At 41.8% G+C, this 15,214-nt stretch carries 11 protein-coding genes and 1 pseudogene; 4 read left to right on the top strand and 8 right to left on the bottom strand.

The annotated features are described in order from the left end of the window. Window positions 1-101 precede the first annotated feature (101 nt). Complete coding sequence (locus A6749_RS16365) at window positions 102-1,448, bottom strand: gluconate:H+ symporter (RefSeq protein WP_066391820.1); 1,347 nt, start codon at window positions 1,446-1,448, stop codon at window positions 102-104. 809 nt (window positions 1,449-2,257) lie between these two features. Between A6749_RS16365 and A6749_RS16360 the strand changes: the two genes are divergently transcribed. Together A6749_RS16360 and A6749_RS16355 are read left to right on the top strand one after the other, a co-directional pair. After that, on the top strand, window positions 2,258-4,183 hold the full coding sequence (locus A6749_RS16360; protein ID WP_066391813.1) for an endonuclease MutS2: 1,926 nt from the start codon (window positions 2,258-2,260) through the stop codon (window positions 4,181-4,183). 344 nt (window positions 4,184-4,527) lie between these two features. Next, on the top strand, window positions 4,528-5,868 hold the full coding sequence (locus tag A6749_RS16355) for a TrkH family potassium uptake protein (protein WP_407937513.1): 1,341 nt from the start codon (window positions 4,528-4,530) through the stop codon (window positions 5,866-5,868). A gap of 50 nt (window positions 5,869-5,918) precedes the next feature. Here the strand turns inward: A6749_RS16355 and A6749_RS16350 are convergent, their stop codons facing one another. Together A6749_RS16350 and A6749_RS28640 are read right to left on the bottom strand one after the other, a co-directional pair. After that, window positions 5,919-8,108 (bottom strand): alpha-galactosidase, encoded by a 2,190-nt coding sequence (locus tag A6749_RS16350; protein WP_066401013.1) that lies wholly within the window; start codon window positions 8,106-8,108, stop codon window positions 5,919-5,921. Between the two features lie 1,259 nt (window positions 8,109-9,367). Next, entirely contained in the window at window positions 9,368-9,544 is a 177-nt protein-coding gene (locus A6749_RS28640; RefSeq protein WP_169809865.1) for a hypothetical protein, read from the bottom strand. Between the two features lie 147 nt (window positions 9,545-9,691). Between A6749_RS28640 and A6749_RS16345 the strand changes: the two genes are divergently transcribed. Beyond that, window positions 9,692-10,621 (top strand): SDR family oxidoreductase, encoded by a 930-nt coding sequence (locus A6749_RS16345; RefSeq protein WP_066391802.1) that lies wholly within the window; start codon window positions 9,692-9,694, stop codon window positions 10,619-10,621. A 21-nt stretch (window positions 10,622-10,642) separates the two neighbouring features. On the opposite strand, the gene A6749_RS16340 is transcribed toward A6749_RS16345, so the two are convergent. Together A6749_RS16340 and A6749_RS16335 are read right to left on the bottom strand one after the other, a co-directional pair. Further along, window positions 10,643-11,209, bottom strand: coding sequence for a YitT family protein (locus A6749_RS16340; protein WP_153043071.1), 567 nt, complete (start codon window positions 11,207-11,209; stop codon window positions 10,643-10,645). Between the two features lie 192 nt (window positions 11,210-11,401). Next, window positions 11,402-12,529: a M14 family zinc carboxypeptidase gene (locus A6749_RS16335; protein WP_066401012.1), complete on the bottom strand. Its 1,128-nt coding sequence runs from the start codon at window positions 12,527-12,529 to the stop codon at window positions 11,402-11,404. A 331-nt stretch (window positions 12,530-12,860) separates the two neighbouring features. Here A6749_RS16335 and A6749_RS28145 point away from each other — a divergent pair, with 331 nt between their 5' ends. Continuing rightward, the gene (locus A6749_RS28145; protein WP_127485157.1) at window positions 12,861-13,097 is read left to right on the top strand and encodes a hypothetical protein; all 237 of its coding nucleotides are present in this window, start codon (window positions 12,861-12,863) and stop codon (window positions 13,095-13,097) included. 81 nt (window positions 13,098-13,178) lie between these two features. Here A6749_RS28145 and A6749_RS28965 read toward each other — a convergent pair. The 3 genes and pseudogenes from A6749_RS28965 to A6749_RS16320 all read right to left on the bottom strand — a co-directional run. Then, a pseudogene (locus A6749_RS28965) lies at window positions 13,179-13,267 on the bottom strand (Rrf2 family transcriptional regulator); the annotation flags it as partial. Between the two features lie 38 nt (window positions 13,268-13,305). Further along, the gene (locus tag A6749_RS16325) at window positions 13,306-14,436 is read right to left on the bottom strand and encodes an ABC transporter permease (RefSeq protein ID WP_066391794.1); all 1,131 of its coding nucleotides are present in this window, start codon (window positions 14,434-14,436) and stop codon (window positions 13,306-13,308) included. Next, on the bottom strand, window positions 14,423-15,142 hold the full coding sequence (locus tag A6749_RS16320) for an ABC transporter ATP-binding protein (RefSeq protein WP_066391787.1): 720 nt from the start codon (window positions 15,140-15,142) through the stop codon (window positions 14,423-14,425). The genes A6749_RS16325 and A6749_RS16320 overlap by 14 nt, the downstream gene beginning before the upstream one ends. Window positions 15,143-15,214: the final 72 nt, after the last annotated feature.

Here is a 15,214-nt window from a genome sequence, read left to right as displayed (position 1 = left end):
TCATTATAAGCAAAATACCGTCAAAGTAAAAGCAAGATCAAACAGCTCATAAAAAAAAGAAACCATTTTATAGCGGCTATAAAATGGTTTCTTCGTTTTTTTTAAAGAAATGCACCTAAGATTAAGGTGAAGACTAATCCCGAAACTGCCACAACGGTGGAAAGGATCGTATATGTTCCAAAGGCCTCTTTCAAGGACATCCCTAAAGACTCTTTGACCATCCAGAAACCAGCATCGTTAACATGTGAGGCAATAGCACTTCCGGCACCTGTAGCAAGTGTTACTAATTCTAAGTTAACATCAGGCATGGTTGCCATTAAAGGAATAACCAGTCCTGGGGTTGTTAAGGTTGCAACCGTTCCAGAACCTAAGCAGACACGTAATAATGCTGCGACAATCCAGGCAAACAGAATAGGTGACATCGAAGTTCCTTCAAATATTTTGGCAACATAATCACCTACACCGCCATCAACAAGCACTTGCTTTAATGCACCGCCGCCGCCAATGATTAACAGCAGCATCCCAAGCGCATTAACCGCTGAAGAACAAGAATCCATCAAATCCTTGATTGGGGTTTTTCTACGAATTCCCATAGTGTAAATCGCCAGTAAAACAGAAAGCAGCATCGCTGTTGAGGAGGTCCCGATAAAACGAATGAAGATGACAAACCAATTATCTTTAAATCCTAAAGCTGGCTGCACCATATCTACCGCTGCCCCTAAAGCCATTAATATTACAGGGAAAAGTGCTGTAAAGACACTGATTCCAAAACCAGGTGTTTCTTCTAATTTAAATGTTTTCTGAATACCGAAAGATGAGCTTCCTTCTCTAGTAAAGGCACTAGGCACAATTTTTTGTGCCAGCTTTGGATACAAAATACCCGCAATAATTACCGTTGGAATGGCAACAATAATTCCGTAAATTAATACTAAGCCAACATTGGCATGATATTCAGCTGCAACCGCAATCGGTCCTGGGTGCGGCGGTAAGAATGCATGCGCCGCTAAAGCAGCTGTTACCATTGGAAGACCTAATTTCACAATTGAAACTTTTAATTCTTTTGCGATGGAGAAAATAATTGGAACTAATAGAACAATGGTAACTTCCAGAAATAGTGCAATACCTACAATAAATGAAGCGAATAATACAGCCCATTGAATTCTTTTTTCGCCGAACTTGTCAATTAATGTTGTCGCAATCCGGTTGGCACCGCCCGCATCAGCAATTAACCGGCCAAGCATGGCGCCGAGTCCAAAGATTAAACCAATATGTCCAAGCGTCCCGCCTAAACCGTTTTCAATTGAATGAACAACATCTTTTACCGGGATTCCTAAAAGCAATGCGACAATAAAGGAAACAATAATCAATGATACAAAGGTGTTTAACTTGAATCCCATGATTAAAATAAGTAACAATACAACCCCAATTGCAATAATTAATAACGGCATGATCGTCCTCCTGATGTATAAATCTGTTAGTTATTATCTTTATAAAAATGCTGCAATTTATTCCCTCACATAAATATGTTTTTATCCACAACCTTTCTAAATCTTCACCAAAAAATGTTGACTCTATTTCCCTCTGCAACGGCTTACAAAAATGATTAAAAATAATAATAGCAGGATGTGTTGCATGAATTTGGCAAACAGATAAATTTTGCAACAATATTCTTATCCATATGTCAAACAGTTTAAGTTTGCAACCGAATTGTCGGTTATTGCATCATCTATTGACCTTAAAAATTTTATATCCTTAAAATAATTCTGTCAAGTAACCAAATTTAATAAAATATGTTTATTTTTTCAGCACAGGTATGATGCATAGGGATAGCCCTTCTTCTTCATTTAATTTAGAGGCAAGAAAACCGTCCCCATGCTTCACAAAAAACATTTGACAAATTACCTTAATTGACCATATTATGTAGAAAAGTATTATATTTCCTTATAAAGGAGTATGTTTTATGTTAGGTGTCGTTCTTAACTAATCCAATCAATTGGATATGTTCATTCCAGGTCATCCTTTTCGTTTTTTTAGGTACGAATGAGGGTTTATTTGACTATGGTTTTGGAATGAAGTTAAGAACCATGAAGATGACATAGGCATACATTCTTGATCCAATGCTGCTGTGTACATTTTTTGTAGACAGTATTTATTTTGGTTTTTTTAAGGATGAACGAGGTGTGAACTCCACACCTCTGTTTTAGCCGCAATGACATTGTTCATTGCGGCTATTTTTATTTCTAAGGAGGAAACAAAATTGAACCAGCACACATTTGACACATTAGAATTTAAACAAATCAAAGAAACCATCGCTAGCCATGCCTTAACAAAGGAAGGCAAGGCAAAAATCGGGTGCCTGACACCATCTTCCAATAAAAGACAAATCGAAGCCTGGCTTGATGAGGTTTCGGAGGCAGCGGAGATTTTGAAGAAAAGCGCCAGCGTTCCGGTGCATGGTTTGGATGGGATGGAGCAGCTGTTAGCTAGTCTAAATAAAGGGGACGCTCTTAGAGTTGATCTGTTTACAAAGCTTTACGATTTCCTTGATTGCTGCGGAAAGATGCGGCGATTTATGAAGGATAAAGCCTTTTTGGCGCAAAGGGTATCGTCCTATATCGACGCTATCGAGGAGTTGCCTGAGCTTGCCAGTGAAATCATCCGCTGCATCCGCAATGGCCGTGTGGATGATTATGCAAGCAAAGAGCTGTTGAAAATACGGAAACAAATAACGATTCAAGAGGAGCGCTTAAAGGATAAAACAATGCAGTTAGTACGTTCCAATAAATATAAAACGTATTTGCAGGAACATGTAGTCAGTCAACGAAATGGACGATACGTGATTCCTATTAAAAAGGAATACCGAACGAAAATAAAAGGAACCGTGTTGGACACATCTGCATCCGGCTCCACCCTTTTCATCGAACCAGAGGAAATTGCCATTTTTCAAGACCAATTAACATGGCTGTTGAACGATGAAGAAATCGAAGTCCAAAAGGTTTTGAGCTACTTAACCGGATTGGTCGAGGAAAAAGAAGCGCAAATCCGAACCGCAATTGAAACAATGGTTCATTATGATTTTTTATTTTCTAAAGCAAAATATTGCCGCTCAATTAATGGTGCAAAAGTGAACATCAACGATTCCGGTGAGATTGAACTGATTGATTCTCGCCACCCTTTATTAGGGGAAAAAGCAGTCCCATTGTCACTATCGTTAGGCGGTGAGCAGCAGGCCTTGGTGATTACCGGACCAAATACTGGCGGTAAAACCGTTACCATCAAGACAGTCGGACTATTGACCTTAATGGTTCAATGCGGCCTTCATATTCCCGCATCTCCAGAAAGCAACCTTAGCATCTTTGAACGGATTCTTGTTGATATTGGCGACGGGCAAAGTATTAGTGAAAATTTAAGTACGTTTAGTTCCCGAATCGTCAATATCATTGATATTTTAAAAGAGACAAACAGCCGGACATTAGTGCTGCTGGATGAGCTTGGCTCTGGCACCGACCCCGGAGAAGGAATGGGGCTGGCGACCGCCATTTTAGAAACGCTTTATGAAAAAGGTGCAGCAATCTTTGCAACAACTCACTACAGTGAGATTAAAGAGTTTGCCGAAACACATCCAGGGTTTTTAAATGGATCGATGGAATTCGATATAACAACCTTGAGCCCGACCTATCGTTTAATGATGGGGCGCGGCGGGGAAAGCCAGGCGTTTGCGATTGCATTAAAGCTGGGAATTCATCCGAAAATCATCGAAAGGGCCCATGCTGTCACCTACAAAGAGGTGAAGCAGTACTCAGTGGATGTATCCGATGCCTGGAAGCTGAAGGAATTGGAGAAACAGGTGATTGTAAACAAATACAAGGATCGGAAGAGGCAGGAAAGTCCCGATAGTCGTGTACCGGTTTATCGTCAAGGAGATAATGTAAAAATTTCACCAACAAATGAGTTTGGTATTATTTACACCGGTCCCGATCAGATGGGAAATTATCTAGTTCAAGTAAAAGGAGAGAAACAATCCATTAACCATAAAAGACTAAACCTGTACATCGCTGCCAACGAGCTATACCCAGACGACTACGACTTCGACATCATCTTCCAAACAAAAGAAAACAGAAAGAAAAACAAAATCTTCACCAAACGACACGACGACACCATCACGATTCACTATGAAGAATGATGCATGGGGATGGTTCTTCATTCGTGCCTGACACCCGCTTTGGTGTCAGGCACCGTACAGCTTTAACACTGTTTTAATGTTTTATTCATAGTATTTTCATTTTTTCGGGATATGATAGGTTATGAATCAGGCATGATCTTTTTCAAGCCTATCACCCCCCCTTTAATGTATATTTTTCTTTCCGGCCTTGTGCCGGGTTTTTTTTGTTAAAAATGGACCATAACACCTTCTTCTTAAAATTATAAATATTCCTTCCAAATAAAACGATTTTTCATTATGATAATGGATATGAAAAACTTTTTAGAGGGATATGAACTATTATGTGGGGGAAATTAAGAGCTTGGATGGAGAGACTGTCACCAGCCCAAGTGATTTCTGGATATTATTTACTCGCGGTTACCATTTCAATTCTATTATTTAGCATCCCTGCCGTTCATAAACCTGGGGTCAAAGCGTCCTTTATTGATACTGTCTTTACGGCTGTAAGTGTTGTTAGTGATACAGGTCTGATGGTATTTGATATATCGAAAACCTTCAGCACCTTTGGGTATTTTGTGATCATGATTATCCTGCAATTCGCAGGGATTGGCGTTATGGCGATCAGCACCTTCTTCTGGATGCTGATGGGGCGAAAAATTGGATTGCGCGAACGCCAGCTCATTATGGTGGATAATAATCAGTTTGCATTATCCGGACTTGTTCTCCTCGTGAAAGAAATCCTTAAGATTATTATCTTGATAGAGCTGACAGGCGGAATAATTCTTGGATTACATTTCTTGAAATATTATCCAACCTGGAGTGAAGCCTTTCTTCATGGTTTATTTGCATCTGTCAGTGCCACAACGAACGCGGGGATGGATATTACCGGAGAATCCCTTGCTCCATATGCCGGCGATTATTTCGTGCAGCTGATTAATATTATCCAAATTATACTTGGAGCCATAGGATTCCCTGTATTAATTGAAGTGAAGGAATATTTTTTAAGGAAAAAGACAGACCCTGGAAAGCCTTTCCGCTTTTCATTATTTGCAAAGTTGACAACATCAACATACGGGATTCTTCTCGTTTTTGGAACAATCCTTATTTTTCTTATCGAATTTAATCATTATTTTAAAGATATGACCTGGCATAAATCCTTTTTCTACGCTTTATTCCAAGCGACCACAACGAGAAGCGCGGGGATCACGACAATGGATATTAATGATTTTTCTATGCCGACACTCTTGGTTATGAGTATTTTCATGTTTATTGGCGGTTCGCCAAACTCTGTAGGCGGAGGAATTCGGACAACAACCTTTGCTTTAAATATGTTATTTGTTTATCACTTCACTAGGGGAAATCGTGATATTAAAATCTTTAATCGAGAACTTCATCCCGATGATATTTTGAAATCATTTGCGATTACCCTGTTAGCAATCGTTATGTGCTTTATTTCAGTTGTCGCTTTAAGTATTTCAGATCACCAGAATAGCCTTATCGCCATTTTCTTTGAAGTTTGCTCTGCATTTGGTACTGTCGGCATGTCTACAGGAATCACGCCCGAATTAAGCACCTTTGGAAAAATCATTCTCATGATTCTGATGTTCATTGGACGAATCGGGTTAACCTCATTTATCTTTATCATTAGAGGAAATAAAAAGCAATCCAAATTCAACTACCCAAAAGAAAGAGTCATTACTGGATAATCACGGCAAGGTCAAAGTGCCTGACACCAATTTTGGTGTCAGGCACTTTTTTATTCCATGGCTTGGATGAGAAAAATCTCAGAGGAGAAGTCCTTTTTTATTTGGGTAACTGCTAAGCCGATTTTCATTAACTCGTCTCCAAAGTAAGCTGGGGCCACGTTATTGGTGCGGTACTTCACTTTCGGATTTAACCCTCGTAATTTTAACCGAAGCAAGGGCGGATTCGGTGCTGCAAGAATTCGATAGTAAAAAACAACCGCTTGTTGTTGATCTGGTGCCACATACATCCAGGCTGTATCCATCCCTTCAAATGGGCTAAGCAGTCTATACAAATCCCCGAAACAGACGAGTTCCTGGATTTGGTGATAAAACTTTATTTCCCTTTTAATTGTCACCCTTTCGTCCTTGCTGAGCTTATCGATATTCATTTCAAATCCTAAATTGGCCGCCATTGCCACATGGCATCTCATTTTCAATGGAGTGTTCCGTCCGACCTGATGATTAGGCACATCGGACACATGGGCGCCCATGGTGACCGCCGGGTATACCAGGCTCGTTCCATACTGAATTTTTAACCGTTCCACTGCGTCTGTGTCATCACTCGTCCATGTTTGCGGCATGTAATACAGCATCCCAGGGTCAAAACGCCCGCCACCGCCTGAACAGCTTTCAAACAAAATCTCAGGAAATCGTTTTGTTAATGTTCCAAGGATTCGATACAGGCCTAGCATATAGCGGTGGGCAGTTTCCTTTTGCCTTTCTCGCGGAAGCTCGGCGGAACCGACCTCCGTCATATTCCGATTCATGTCCCATTTGACATAGTTGATTGGAGCACTGTTGAAGATGGTCGTGAATGTTTCGATGACCCAATCGCAGACGTCTTCCCTGCTTAAATCGAGGACAAGCTGATTTCGCGACAGCGTCCGGTTTCTCCCTTTGACATGCAGGCACCAATCAGGGTGTCTTCGGTACAAATCGCTGTCGGGTGAAATCATTTCCGGCTCGACCCACAACCCAAATTGCATCCCCTTCGTTTGAACATAATTTGCCAATCCCTTTAATCCATGGGGCAGTTTTTTCCGATTGACCACCCAATCGCCAAGTGAACTTTTATCATTATTACGTCGGCCGAACCAGCCATCATCGAGGACGAATAGCTCAATTCCTAGGTCAGCCGCCGCATCTGAAAGCTTTTTTAATTTTTCCTCGGTAAAATTAAACCTTGTGGCCTCCCAGTTGTTGAGAAGAATTGGGCGTGTTTTGTCACGATAAATACCACGGCATACTCGAGTGCGCAGTAATCGATGAAAGGTTCTCGACATGCCGCCGATTCCTTCTTTTGAAAAAACCATAAGAGCCTCTGGCGATTGAAATGTTTCCCCTGGCTTTAAGACCCAGATAAAATCAAATGGATTTATCCCGATTGCCAGCCTCGTCGTTTCAAATGGATCGACTTCTATAGATGCTTCGAAATTCCCGCTATACACTAAACTAAGGCCGAAAACCTCGCCATGATCCTCAGAAGCATTTTTTGAAAGCAGCGCCACGAAGGGATTATGCTGGTGGCTGCTGGCTCCCCTTGCTGAGGAAATCATTTGCGTTCCATGATGTAACGGCTGTCGTTCGATATGCCTCTCCCTTGCCCAAGTTCCGTGAAGATGCAGCCAATCCCAATTGGAATGGCGAAAGTCAATGGACATGCTCATACATTTATGTATTTCCACTTGATGGGAGCCAAGGTTCTCAAAGGAAACGGATCTGGTGATGACATCGAGGTCGCGGTAAATTGTATAGTGGAGATTTAGTCCGATGCCGAGCATAGAGTCGACCATGGTGATGACTAATGTGTCTGCCTCATTCTCTTCCTCAACATACGCAGCTGGGAGTCCCTCGAAATGCGGCTTTCCTGGGAAAATTTCATGGGAATCATAAGTAAACTCGGTAATAGTTGATCCGTCTCTGGTTCGGAGCTGATAAGCCGGTAACCGGAAATCTCCGTTACCAAAGGCGGGATACTCCTGCGGCAGGGTATCAAGGGAAAATTTAGGATCCCCTGGCTCTGTCGTCGGAGAAAAGGCCCTGCTTTTATAGATAAGGATTGAAGCTGGCTGAAGTGCCTGAACCCGGCTTCCCCAGTACAAATGGGCAGGATACTTTCCGTGGACAATTTGAATGAAGTAGCTAATCCGTTGATTATATAAGTGAAAAATTTTATCTTGTTCATTCCATTCGATTGGTATGACCAACACCCCCAGGCAATTACCATTTTAGTTCTATTTTATTTTGAAAAAGGGTAATTCAGCACTATGGGTTTTTGGGGGCAGGTTTTAGGTGATGGAGCAGGAGTGCATTGACCAAAATTTGTTGGCTTTGCCAGTTTTAAGCAATGGATTGGGGATGCATTGACCATAATTTGATGTTTTAGCCCGTTTTGGGCAATGGAATGGGGCTCCATTGACCATAATTTGATAATTTAGCCGGTTTTGGGCAATGGAATGGGGCTCCATTGACCATAATTTGATAATTTAACCGGTTTTGGGCAATGGAACGGGGATGCATTGACCATAATTTGTTGATTTACCCGGTTTTGGGCAATGGAACGGGATGCATTGACCATAATTTGATAATTTAGCCGGTTTTGGGCAATGGAACGGGGATGCATTGACCATAATTTGTTGATTTACCCGGTTTTGGGCAATGGAACGGGGATGCATTGACCATAATTTGATAATTTAGCCGGTTTTGGGCAATGGAGTGGGGCTCCATTGACCATAATTTGATGTTTTAGCCCGTTTTGGGCAATGGAAAAGGAGTACATACTCTCTACGTGACCCCCAAACTGCTAAATTTCCATCTCTTCGGGCATGTAGACGGGTTCTTTATCTCTTCCGGCACGTAGACGGGCTCTACGTTACCCTAACTGCTAAACTTCTATCTCTTCGGGCACGTAGACGGGTTCTACGTTACCCTAACTGCTCTATTTCCATCTCTTCGGGCACGTAGACGGGCTCTACGTTACCTAAACTGCTATATTTCCATCTCTTCGGGCACGTAGACGGGCTCTACGTTACCCTAACTGCTATATTTCCATCTCTTCCGGCACGTAGACGGGCTCTACGTTACCTAAACTGCTAAATTTCCATCTCTTCGGGCACGTAGACGGGCTCTACGTTACCCAAACTACTAAAATACCATCTCTTCGGGCATGTAGAGGGGTTCTACGTTACCCAAACTGCTAATTTTCCATCTCTTCAGGCACGTAGACGGGCTCTACATGACCCAAACTGCTAAATTTCCATCTCTTCGGGCACGTAGACAGGCTCTACGTTACCCAAACTGCTAAAATACTATCTCTTCGTGCATGTAGACGGGCTCTACGTTACCCAAACTGTTAAAAAACTAACGGTTCAGTCACGTAGAAGAGCTCTACGTGCCCCTACCACAAAACAATCCCCCGCCCAAGTCACATAGACCAGCCCGCCCCGGCGATTCACAAATCCTAAATAACCGGATAATAAGGTTCATACCTCGGATTCGCATAATATGGCGGCCGCGGGCCAATTTGCGGTATTTTTATAGGCCGCGGATTAGAATTATAGACGACTTCCTCTTTTTCCTTTGAATGATCAACTAACAATAACTTTGCTTCGCGGCTCAATTGATAATAATACTGCACTGCAAAAAACCTCCTCGAAATCTCTTTTCTCTACACTATTCCAATCCCTGCAGCATTGAGCCCGTACCCAAGCAGCCTGACAGGCACTTAATCCGCCCAGATCACATAAAGTAACCGGAATATGTTTTTTAAAAAAGGAGGGTTACCATGACAAACGACCATCAGCAGACACCGCCAAATCAAGAGTACCCGATGTACCCCCATTACGGAAAAATAACCCGTTATGAAGATATTCCCATCACGGTGCCAGAACAGCGGCAGCTTCGTCAGCCCGGAGTGGAAAAATTAATGGTTCCGCGGCCGATTATCGAAAATCCAAATTATCAGGGCAGTGGAAAATTGAAAGGAAAAGTCGCGCTCATTACCGGCGGCGACAGCGGTATGGGGGCAGCGGCGGCGATAGCTTTTGCAAAAGAAGGGGCCGATGTAGCCATCGCCTATTTAGATGAACACGAAGACGCCAATCGGACGAAAACACGAATTAAAGAGCTAGAGCAGCGCTGTCTATTATTGCCTGGGGATCTTAGAGAAAAGCAGCAATGTATCGCGATCGTTGAAAAAACGATTGAAACATTCGGCAAGCTCGATGTACTTTGCAACCATGTCGGAATCCAATTTCAACAAGCAAGCCTGTTGGATATTACCGATGAACAGTTCGATGATACATTTAAAATAAACATCTACTCTCATTTTTACACCACCCGCGCCGCGCTTCCATACTTAAAGGCCGGCAGTTCCATCATCAACACCGCTTCTGTTGTCGCCTATTATGGCCATAAACAATTGGTGGATTATACGTCGACGAAAGCCGCTAACGTTGGATTTACACGGGCGCTGGCACATAATCTCATTGACAAAGGCATCAGGGTCAATGCCATTGCACCTGGAAGGATATGGACTCCGCTAATTCCATCCAGCTTTTCAGCCGACCAAGTTGCGCTCGTAGACAACCCTATGAAACGGCAAGCCCAGCCCTTTGAAGTGGCTCCAACGTTTGTCTACCTCGCTTCCGACGATTCCCGTTTCGTCACCGGACAAACACTTCACGTAAACGGTGGCCAGGTCATGTCATCCTAGGAAGCAGAATTACCTGCTTCCTTATTCTCTAATTAACAAATCAATTGTTTTATAGGCAATAAAAAAGGTAGCTAATGAGTAGATGGCTGCTTTTATTCCAAAAATAAAAATCGAGCTTCCGAAGATTACAATATTAAATAAAAGAACATATTGGCCAATGGTAAATCGCGATCGTTTACTAAACAGGATTGCCATTACCTCTGTCCCATCCAAGCACCCGCCAAAACGAATGGTAATTCCCACCCCCAAACCTAAAAACAGTCCGCCAAAAAAGATGACAAAGATAGGGGTGTTCGTAACAGCGGGTAAGGGTTCGAGAAAGTTGCTTCCTAATGTGAGAACAACAATAGCAAAAAAACTTAGGGCGCAAAATCGCTTTCCAAGGAAGGCATAACCAATTAAGAAAAACGGAACATTCAATAGCAATAACAGCAAGCCAACTTGAAGGCCGGTAATATGAGAAAGCAAAATACCAATTCCGATAACTCCGCCGTCAATTACATAGTTTTTAATTAAAAATAGCTGTAAAGAAATCGCCACCAGCAACGCACCCAAACAAATAAAACAACCCCGCCTGTAAAATGACATATAGCTCGATCGATAAAAATCCATATAGCTGAGATACCTTTTACTAAACATAAAGTCCCCTTTTCACAACACTGCTAAAATATTAATAAAATATATTCTACTAAAATGGGAAACATTCACTGCCGCCCAAAAAAGAGTGTCTTCTCTCTGACTGCAATAAAAAATCATTGAGAAAACACTCTTTTTTAATTATTAATACCCTGACGCGCCGACCGGGACGATTCCATTGTAATCTGTCCAATATCCTGCAAGCGGATAGGCTGGGATGTCATTCCAATGGTTTGGGTCTACCTTATAAATTTCACCCGTTACATAACCATAAACAAGAGATTTCAGAGCCAGGTAATTTTGCTTGGTTAAATAACCATTTGACTTTTGCCCGAGACTTCCTTCACTAGTATTTCCTTTTGTCTCAAAGAATACCGCTGGGTGGCTGTGATGCTTAGGATTTAACCCATTATAGTTCAAGCCCATCATCATCGCTGATACAACACCGCCTTTAATATCGATATCGTATCCAATCTGTTTTGCGGCATCAACAATTTGATAGCGGTCGATATGCGTGTATCCATATCCTTTCATGTTGTCATATACATAAGCAAGCATTTGCCGTGTTACATCATTGTAGTTTTTATAAGATGGCAAAGTCGGACCATCAGGGGCTAGCGAAATTCCTAATGAGAAGGATGTCGCTTCATTTGTTCCATACACTTGCTTCAGTCCTTGATGGTGCAGATCGATTGCAAAGTCTGGCTTTAATTCAGCCCAGTATTTGTAAACCACGAGCGATTCCTTGCCGGCAAAGCCGTCAAGAGTCCAGTCGCGATTCAAGTCAAGCAGCTGGCCGGTTGACATAATTTTCGTTCCCCGGGTATTCATTTCCGCCCCATCCGGATTGTACATTGGAATAAAATAGAGGGTAGCCTCGCCTAACACTTTTTGAACTTCTCTGTTATTGCTGCTCGCATATGTTTTTAAAAGGTCAAGAGCAGCCTCTGTCGTCAATTTTTCATTACCGTGTATTTGAGCCTGAATCCAAATCTTTTTGGAGCCATCCCCAACCTTTGCTACATAAATGCTTCTTCCGGCTTCTGATTTCCCGTACTTGTCCAACGTGAAAACTTCAACTTTTCCTTTGCTGGAATGCTTAATGTCACCTAAAATCTTTACTACGTCAGCATATGATAGAGTTGAACTGATATTGGTTTGGCCATTTGTTGAAGGGCCGCCTGGGTTACTTGCTGCAAAAACAAGGGATGAAAACACTAGAAGCAGAATCGCCGTTAACAAACTAGTTTTCTTAAAAATTGACAAATTCATCTCCATACCTCTCTCTCTTTTTTTGCCCCCGTTATACAGAAACCTCCTCTCACAATTCTCGGGCCTCTATCCATAGTAGGAAAAAAAGGCAATAAATAATAGAGAGAAAAGTCCTAATTATCTAATAATTAACAATACTTAAGGATGGTTCTTGTGTTTAGGGCGGATGCCTGACACCGCGAAGTGTTAGCCAATATTTGTTTCCTTCCTCAAGATGTGAACAAGGATTGACTTGCGAACAGGCTCCAGAAATGAAAGTCAGAATACAATAATGTAGTCTATTTGACCTTCGGCAGTGGTAAGATTGAAAAATTAATGGGAGGTTTAACAGTTGCAACATCAATTTCCGATACAACAAGATATGAGTCATATCTCTGGGAACCCGGATTATATACCGTACTCACCGCGGCTTTACTACTACCCATATCATTACAATCCTTATTATCAGCCTTATTATTATCCTGGACCAGGGCAATACTATCCACATCCTTGGTATTATAACAACAATAATAACAACGGCAATGGCTTTGATTATGATTATAATGATTATGACTTTAATCACGATTAAACAGCGGGGCACCTCCAAAAAGAAGGTGCCCCCTAGGCTTTACCCAATGAAGTACAAGAACCGTCTCATAATTCATCCATTCTCCTGTACGACATTGACTGCTTTGTAGACATCAAGCAATGTAATCTCAGATAAATCTTTTGCTAATTCGCCACGGCGACACCAGGTCTTGAGAGCTAATACATACCCCTTGAAAACCCCAATTTATTTACACATAAATAAGGAAAACTGCCCATAGCGTCACAAGCCCACAGGGAAGCAGCCAGGTCACCCCTAACGCCCGTCTCCTTCCGCTTCTTACACTCGCGTCACTCAAATTGCCCATATTTTTGGTAAACGGGTGGGTAATGAACGATTTCCACATGCCGCCTTGTATTTTATACCCGGCAAAAATAATAAATGCCAGCACAATAAGTTTTATTTTATCTGGCAATAGAGTCATCGCATAAAAGGCAACAAAAATATAATAGAGATAGAATTTGAGATTCTTCCCTTTTCTGATCAGCCATTTCCAGTACATTTCCGCCAAAACCTTTTCAGGTGTGCGCTCCAAAAATAGCGGTCTTGAGTGTTTGTTAAACAGCGGGGATTTCCTCGTTTTCTTAATCCCATCATATTCCCCTGATTGGGCCATTAAAAAAGAGGCCCATTTCCATTTTTTACTTCTTTCGCGTTCCGCCTCCGCATGAAAGGTTCTTAACGGCCTTTGATCCTTTTTCAGCAGCAGGATGACCGCTGTCATGACTAGTAGACCAAGACTCAAAAAAAGAATTTGATTGTACAAAAAGGCGTATATCCCGATGGCATATAGAACAAACACCGCAAAGGAAAAAACCCTTCTCCTCCAAATAATCCTTCTTAAAAAAAAACATCTTTCAGCAAGCTTTTGAAAGAGGCTCCAAAGAAAAACATAAATAAAGATAACAAAAACTTGTATGTCCGAGAAATGATAGCCGTATGTAAAAACCGGCCATAAATAAAGCAAAATAGCACCCGTTATCAGAGCGGATTTTAATAAAGTAAAATATTTTCCAAACTGCAATAAGGTCTGATAATACCTTCCATTTTGGATCACAAACAATTCGTCCGCGCGTTCAATATAGGTTCGGATAGTAAAAAATTGCGCAATAAAAAAGAGACTTAGTCCGAACAATTCAAATGGTATATAGGATATCCATCCAGGCGGCGACTGCCATAACTTGTAATCTATCACAACTAGGGTAATGATGACTGGGATAACAAGATAGGTGAAAATTGTCCAATCAACCACCATTCCAAGAACCTTCAGTTGAAAACCATTTTCCTTTTTCCATCTTCTGAAATATTCAGTCCTGCTCATCGTAAGCATCCCTATCGATCAGATAATCAAAGCAATCCAGCAAACTTCCGCCCGGCAGCCGGCATTTTATTTGCAGGTCATGAAGAGTACCCGAGGTAAACATCGTTCCGTTAGACAGCAGAACGAATTGATCACAAATTTTTTCTGCCGTATCCAATACATGTGTGCACATTAGGATCCCTGTCCCTTTTTCCCGCTCCACATCAATAATCTGAAGCAATAATTTGGTGGCCCGGGGATCGAGTCCAATAAAGGGTTCGTCGATAATTAATAGTTCCGGGGAAGGAAGTAAAGCGATGATCAGCATTATTTTCTGCTGTGTTCCTTTCGAAAGGCTGTGTGGCAGCTGATGGATGTAATTTTCCGCACGGAAGGTTTTGATCAGTTCTTTGGCTTTCTCTTCCCAGTCCGGTATTTCCCGCATGACGCCGCAATACTCAATATGCTCCCAAACGGTTAGTTCCTCATAAAAAACAGGCCTTTCCGGAACATAACCATAAACACCATTCCCCGTATGGATGGTGACTCTTCCCTCAACAAAAGGAAGCTGGCCAAGAATCGCCTTAATGGTTGTGCTTTTGCCTGCGCCATTTTCTCCAATCAGACCGATTAGCTCGCCTGCTCCAACCATAAAATGAATATCTTGAATAACCTGCTCATTTTCACTGTATCCAGCTTTTTGTACATCAATTGTTAACCTATCCATAAGAAATCCTACTCCCTATGACTACTGTCCTATATTCACATTTTTCCAAATGTAAGAATATAACTATTTTAC

The organism is Neobacillus mesonae (genome assembly GCF_001636315.1).
GTDB lineage: Bacteria > Bacillota > Bacilli > Bacillales > Cytobacillaceae > Neobacillus > Neobacillus mesonae.
Note: the sequence above shows the minus strand (reverse complement) of the source record. Positions and strands in the feature narration are given on the sequence as shown.

What these genes read in the sequence shown, in the direction of transcription:
- A6749_RS16325 (WP_066391794.1), bottom strand. Translation starts at nt 14,436, where the DNA reads ATGAGCAGGACTGAATATTTCAGAAGATGGAAAAAGGAAAATGGTTTT.
- A6749_RS16335 (WP_066401012.1), bottom strand. Translation starts at nt 12,529, where the DNA reads ATGAATTTGTCAATTTTTAAGAAAACTAGTTTGTTAACGGCGATTCTG.
- A6749_RS16345 (WP_066391802.1), top strand. Translation starts at nt 9,692, where the DNA reads ATGACAAACGACCATCAGCAGACACCGCCAAATCAAGAGTACCCGATG.
- A6749_RS16320 (WP_066391787.1), bottom strand. Translation starts at nt 15,142, where the DNA reads ATGGATAGGTTAACAATTGATGTACAAAAAGCTGGATACAGTGAAAAT.
- A6749_RS16355 (WP_407937513.1), top strand. Translation starts at nt 4,528, where the DNA reads ATGGAGAGACTGTCACCAGCCCAAGTGATTTCTGGATATTATTTACTC.
- A6749_RS16365 (WP_066391820.1), bottom strand. Translation starts at nt 1,448, where the DNA reads ATGCCGTTATTAATTATTGCAATTGGGGTTGTATTGTTACTTATTTTA.
- A6749_RS16340 (WP_153043071.1), bottom strand. Translation starts at nt 11,209, where the DNA reads ATGTCATTTTACAGGCGGGGTTGTTTTATTTGTTTGGGTGCGTTGCTG.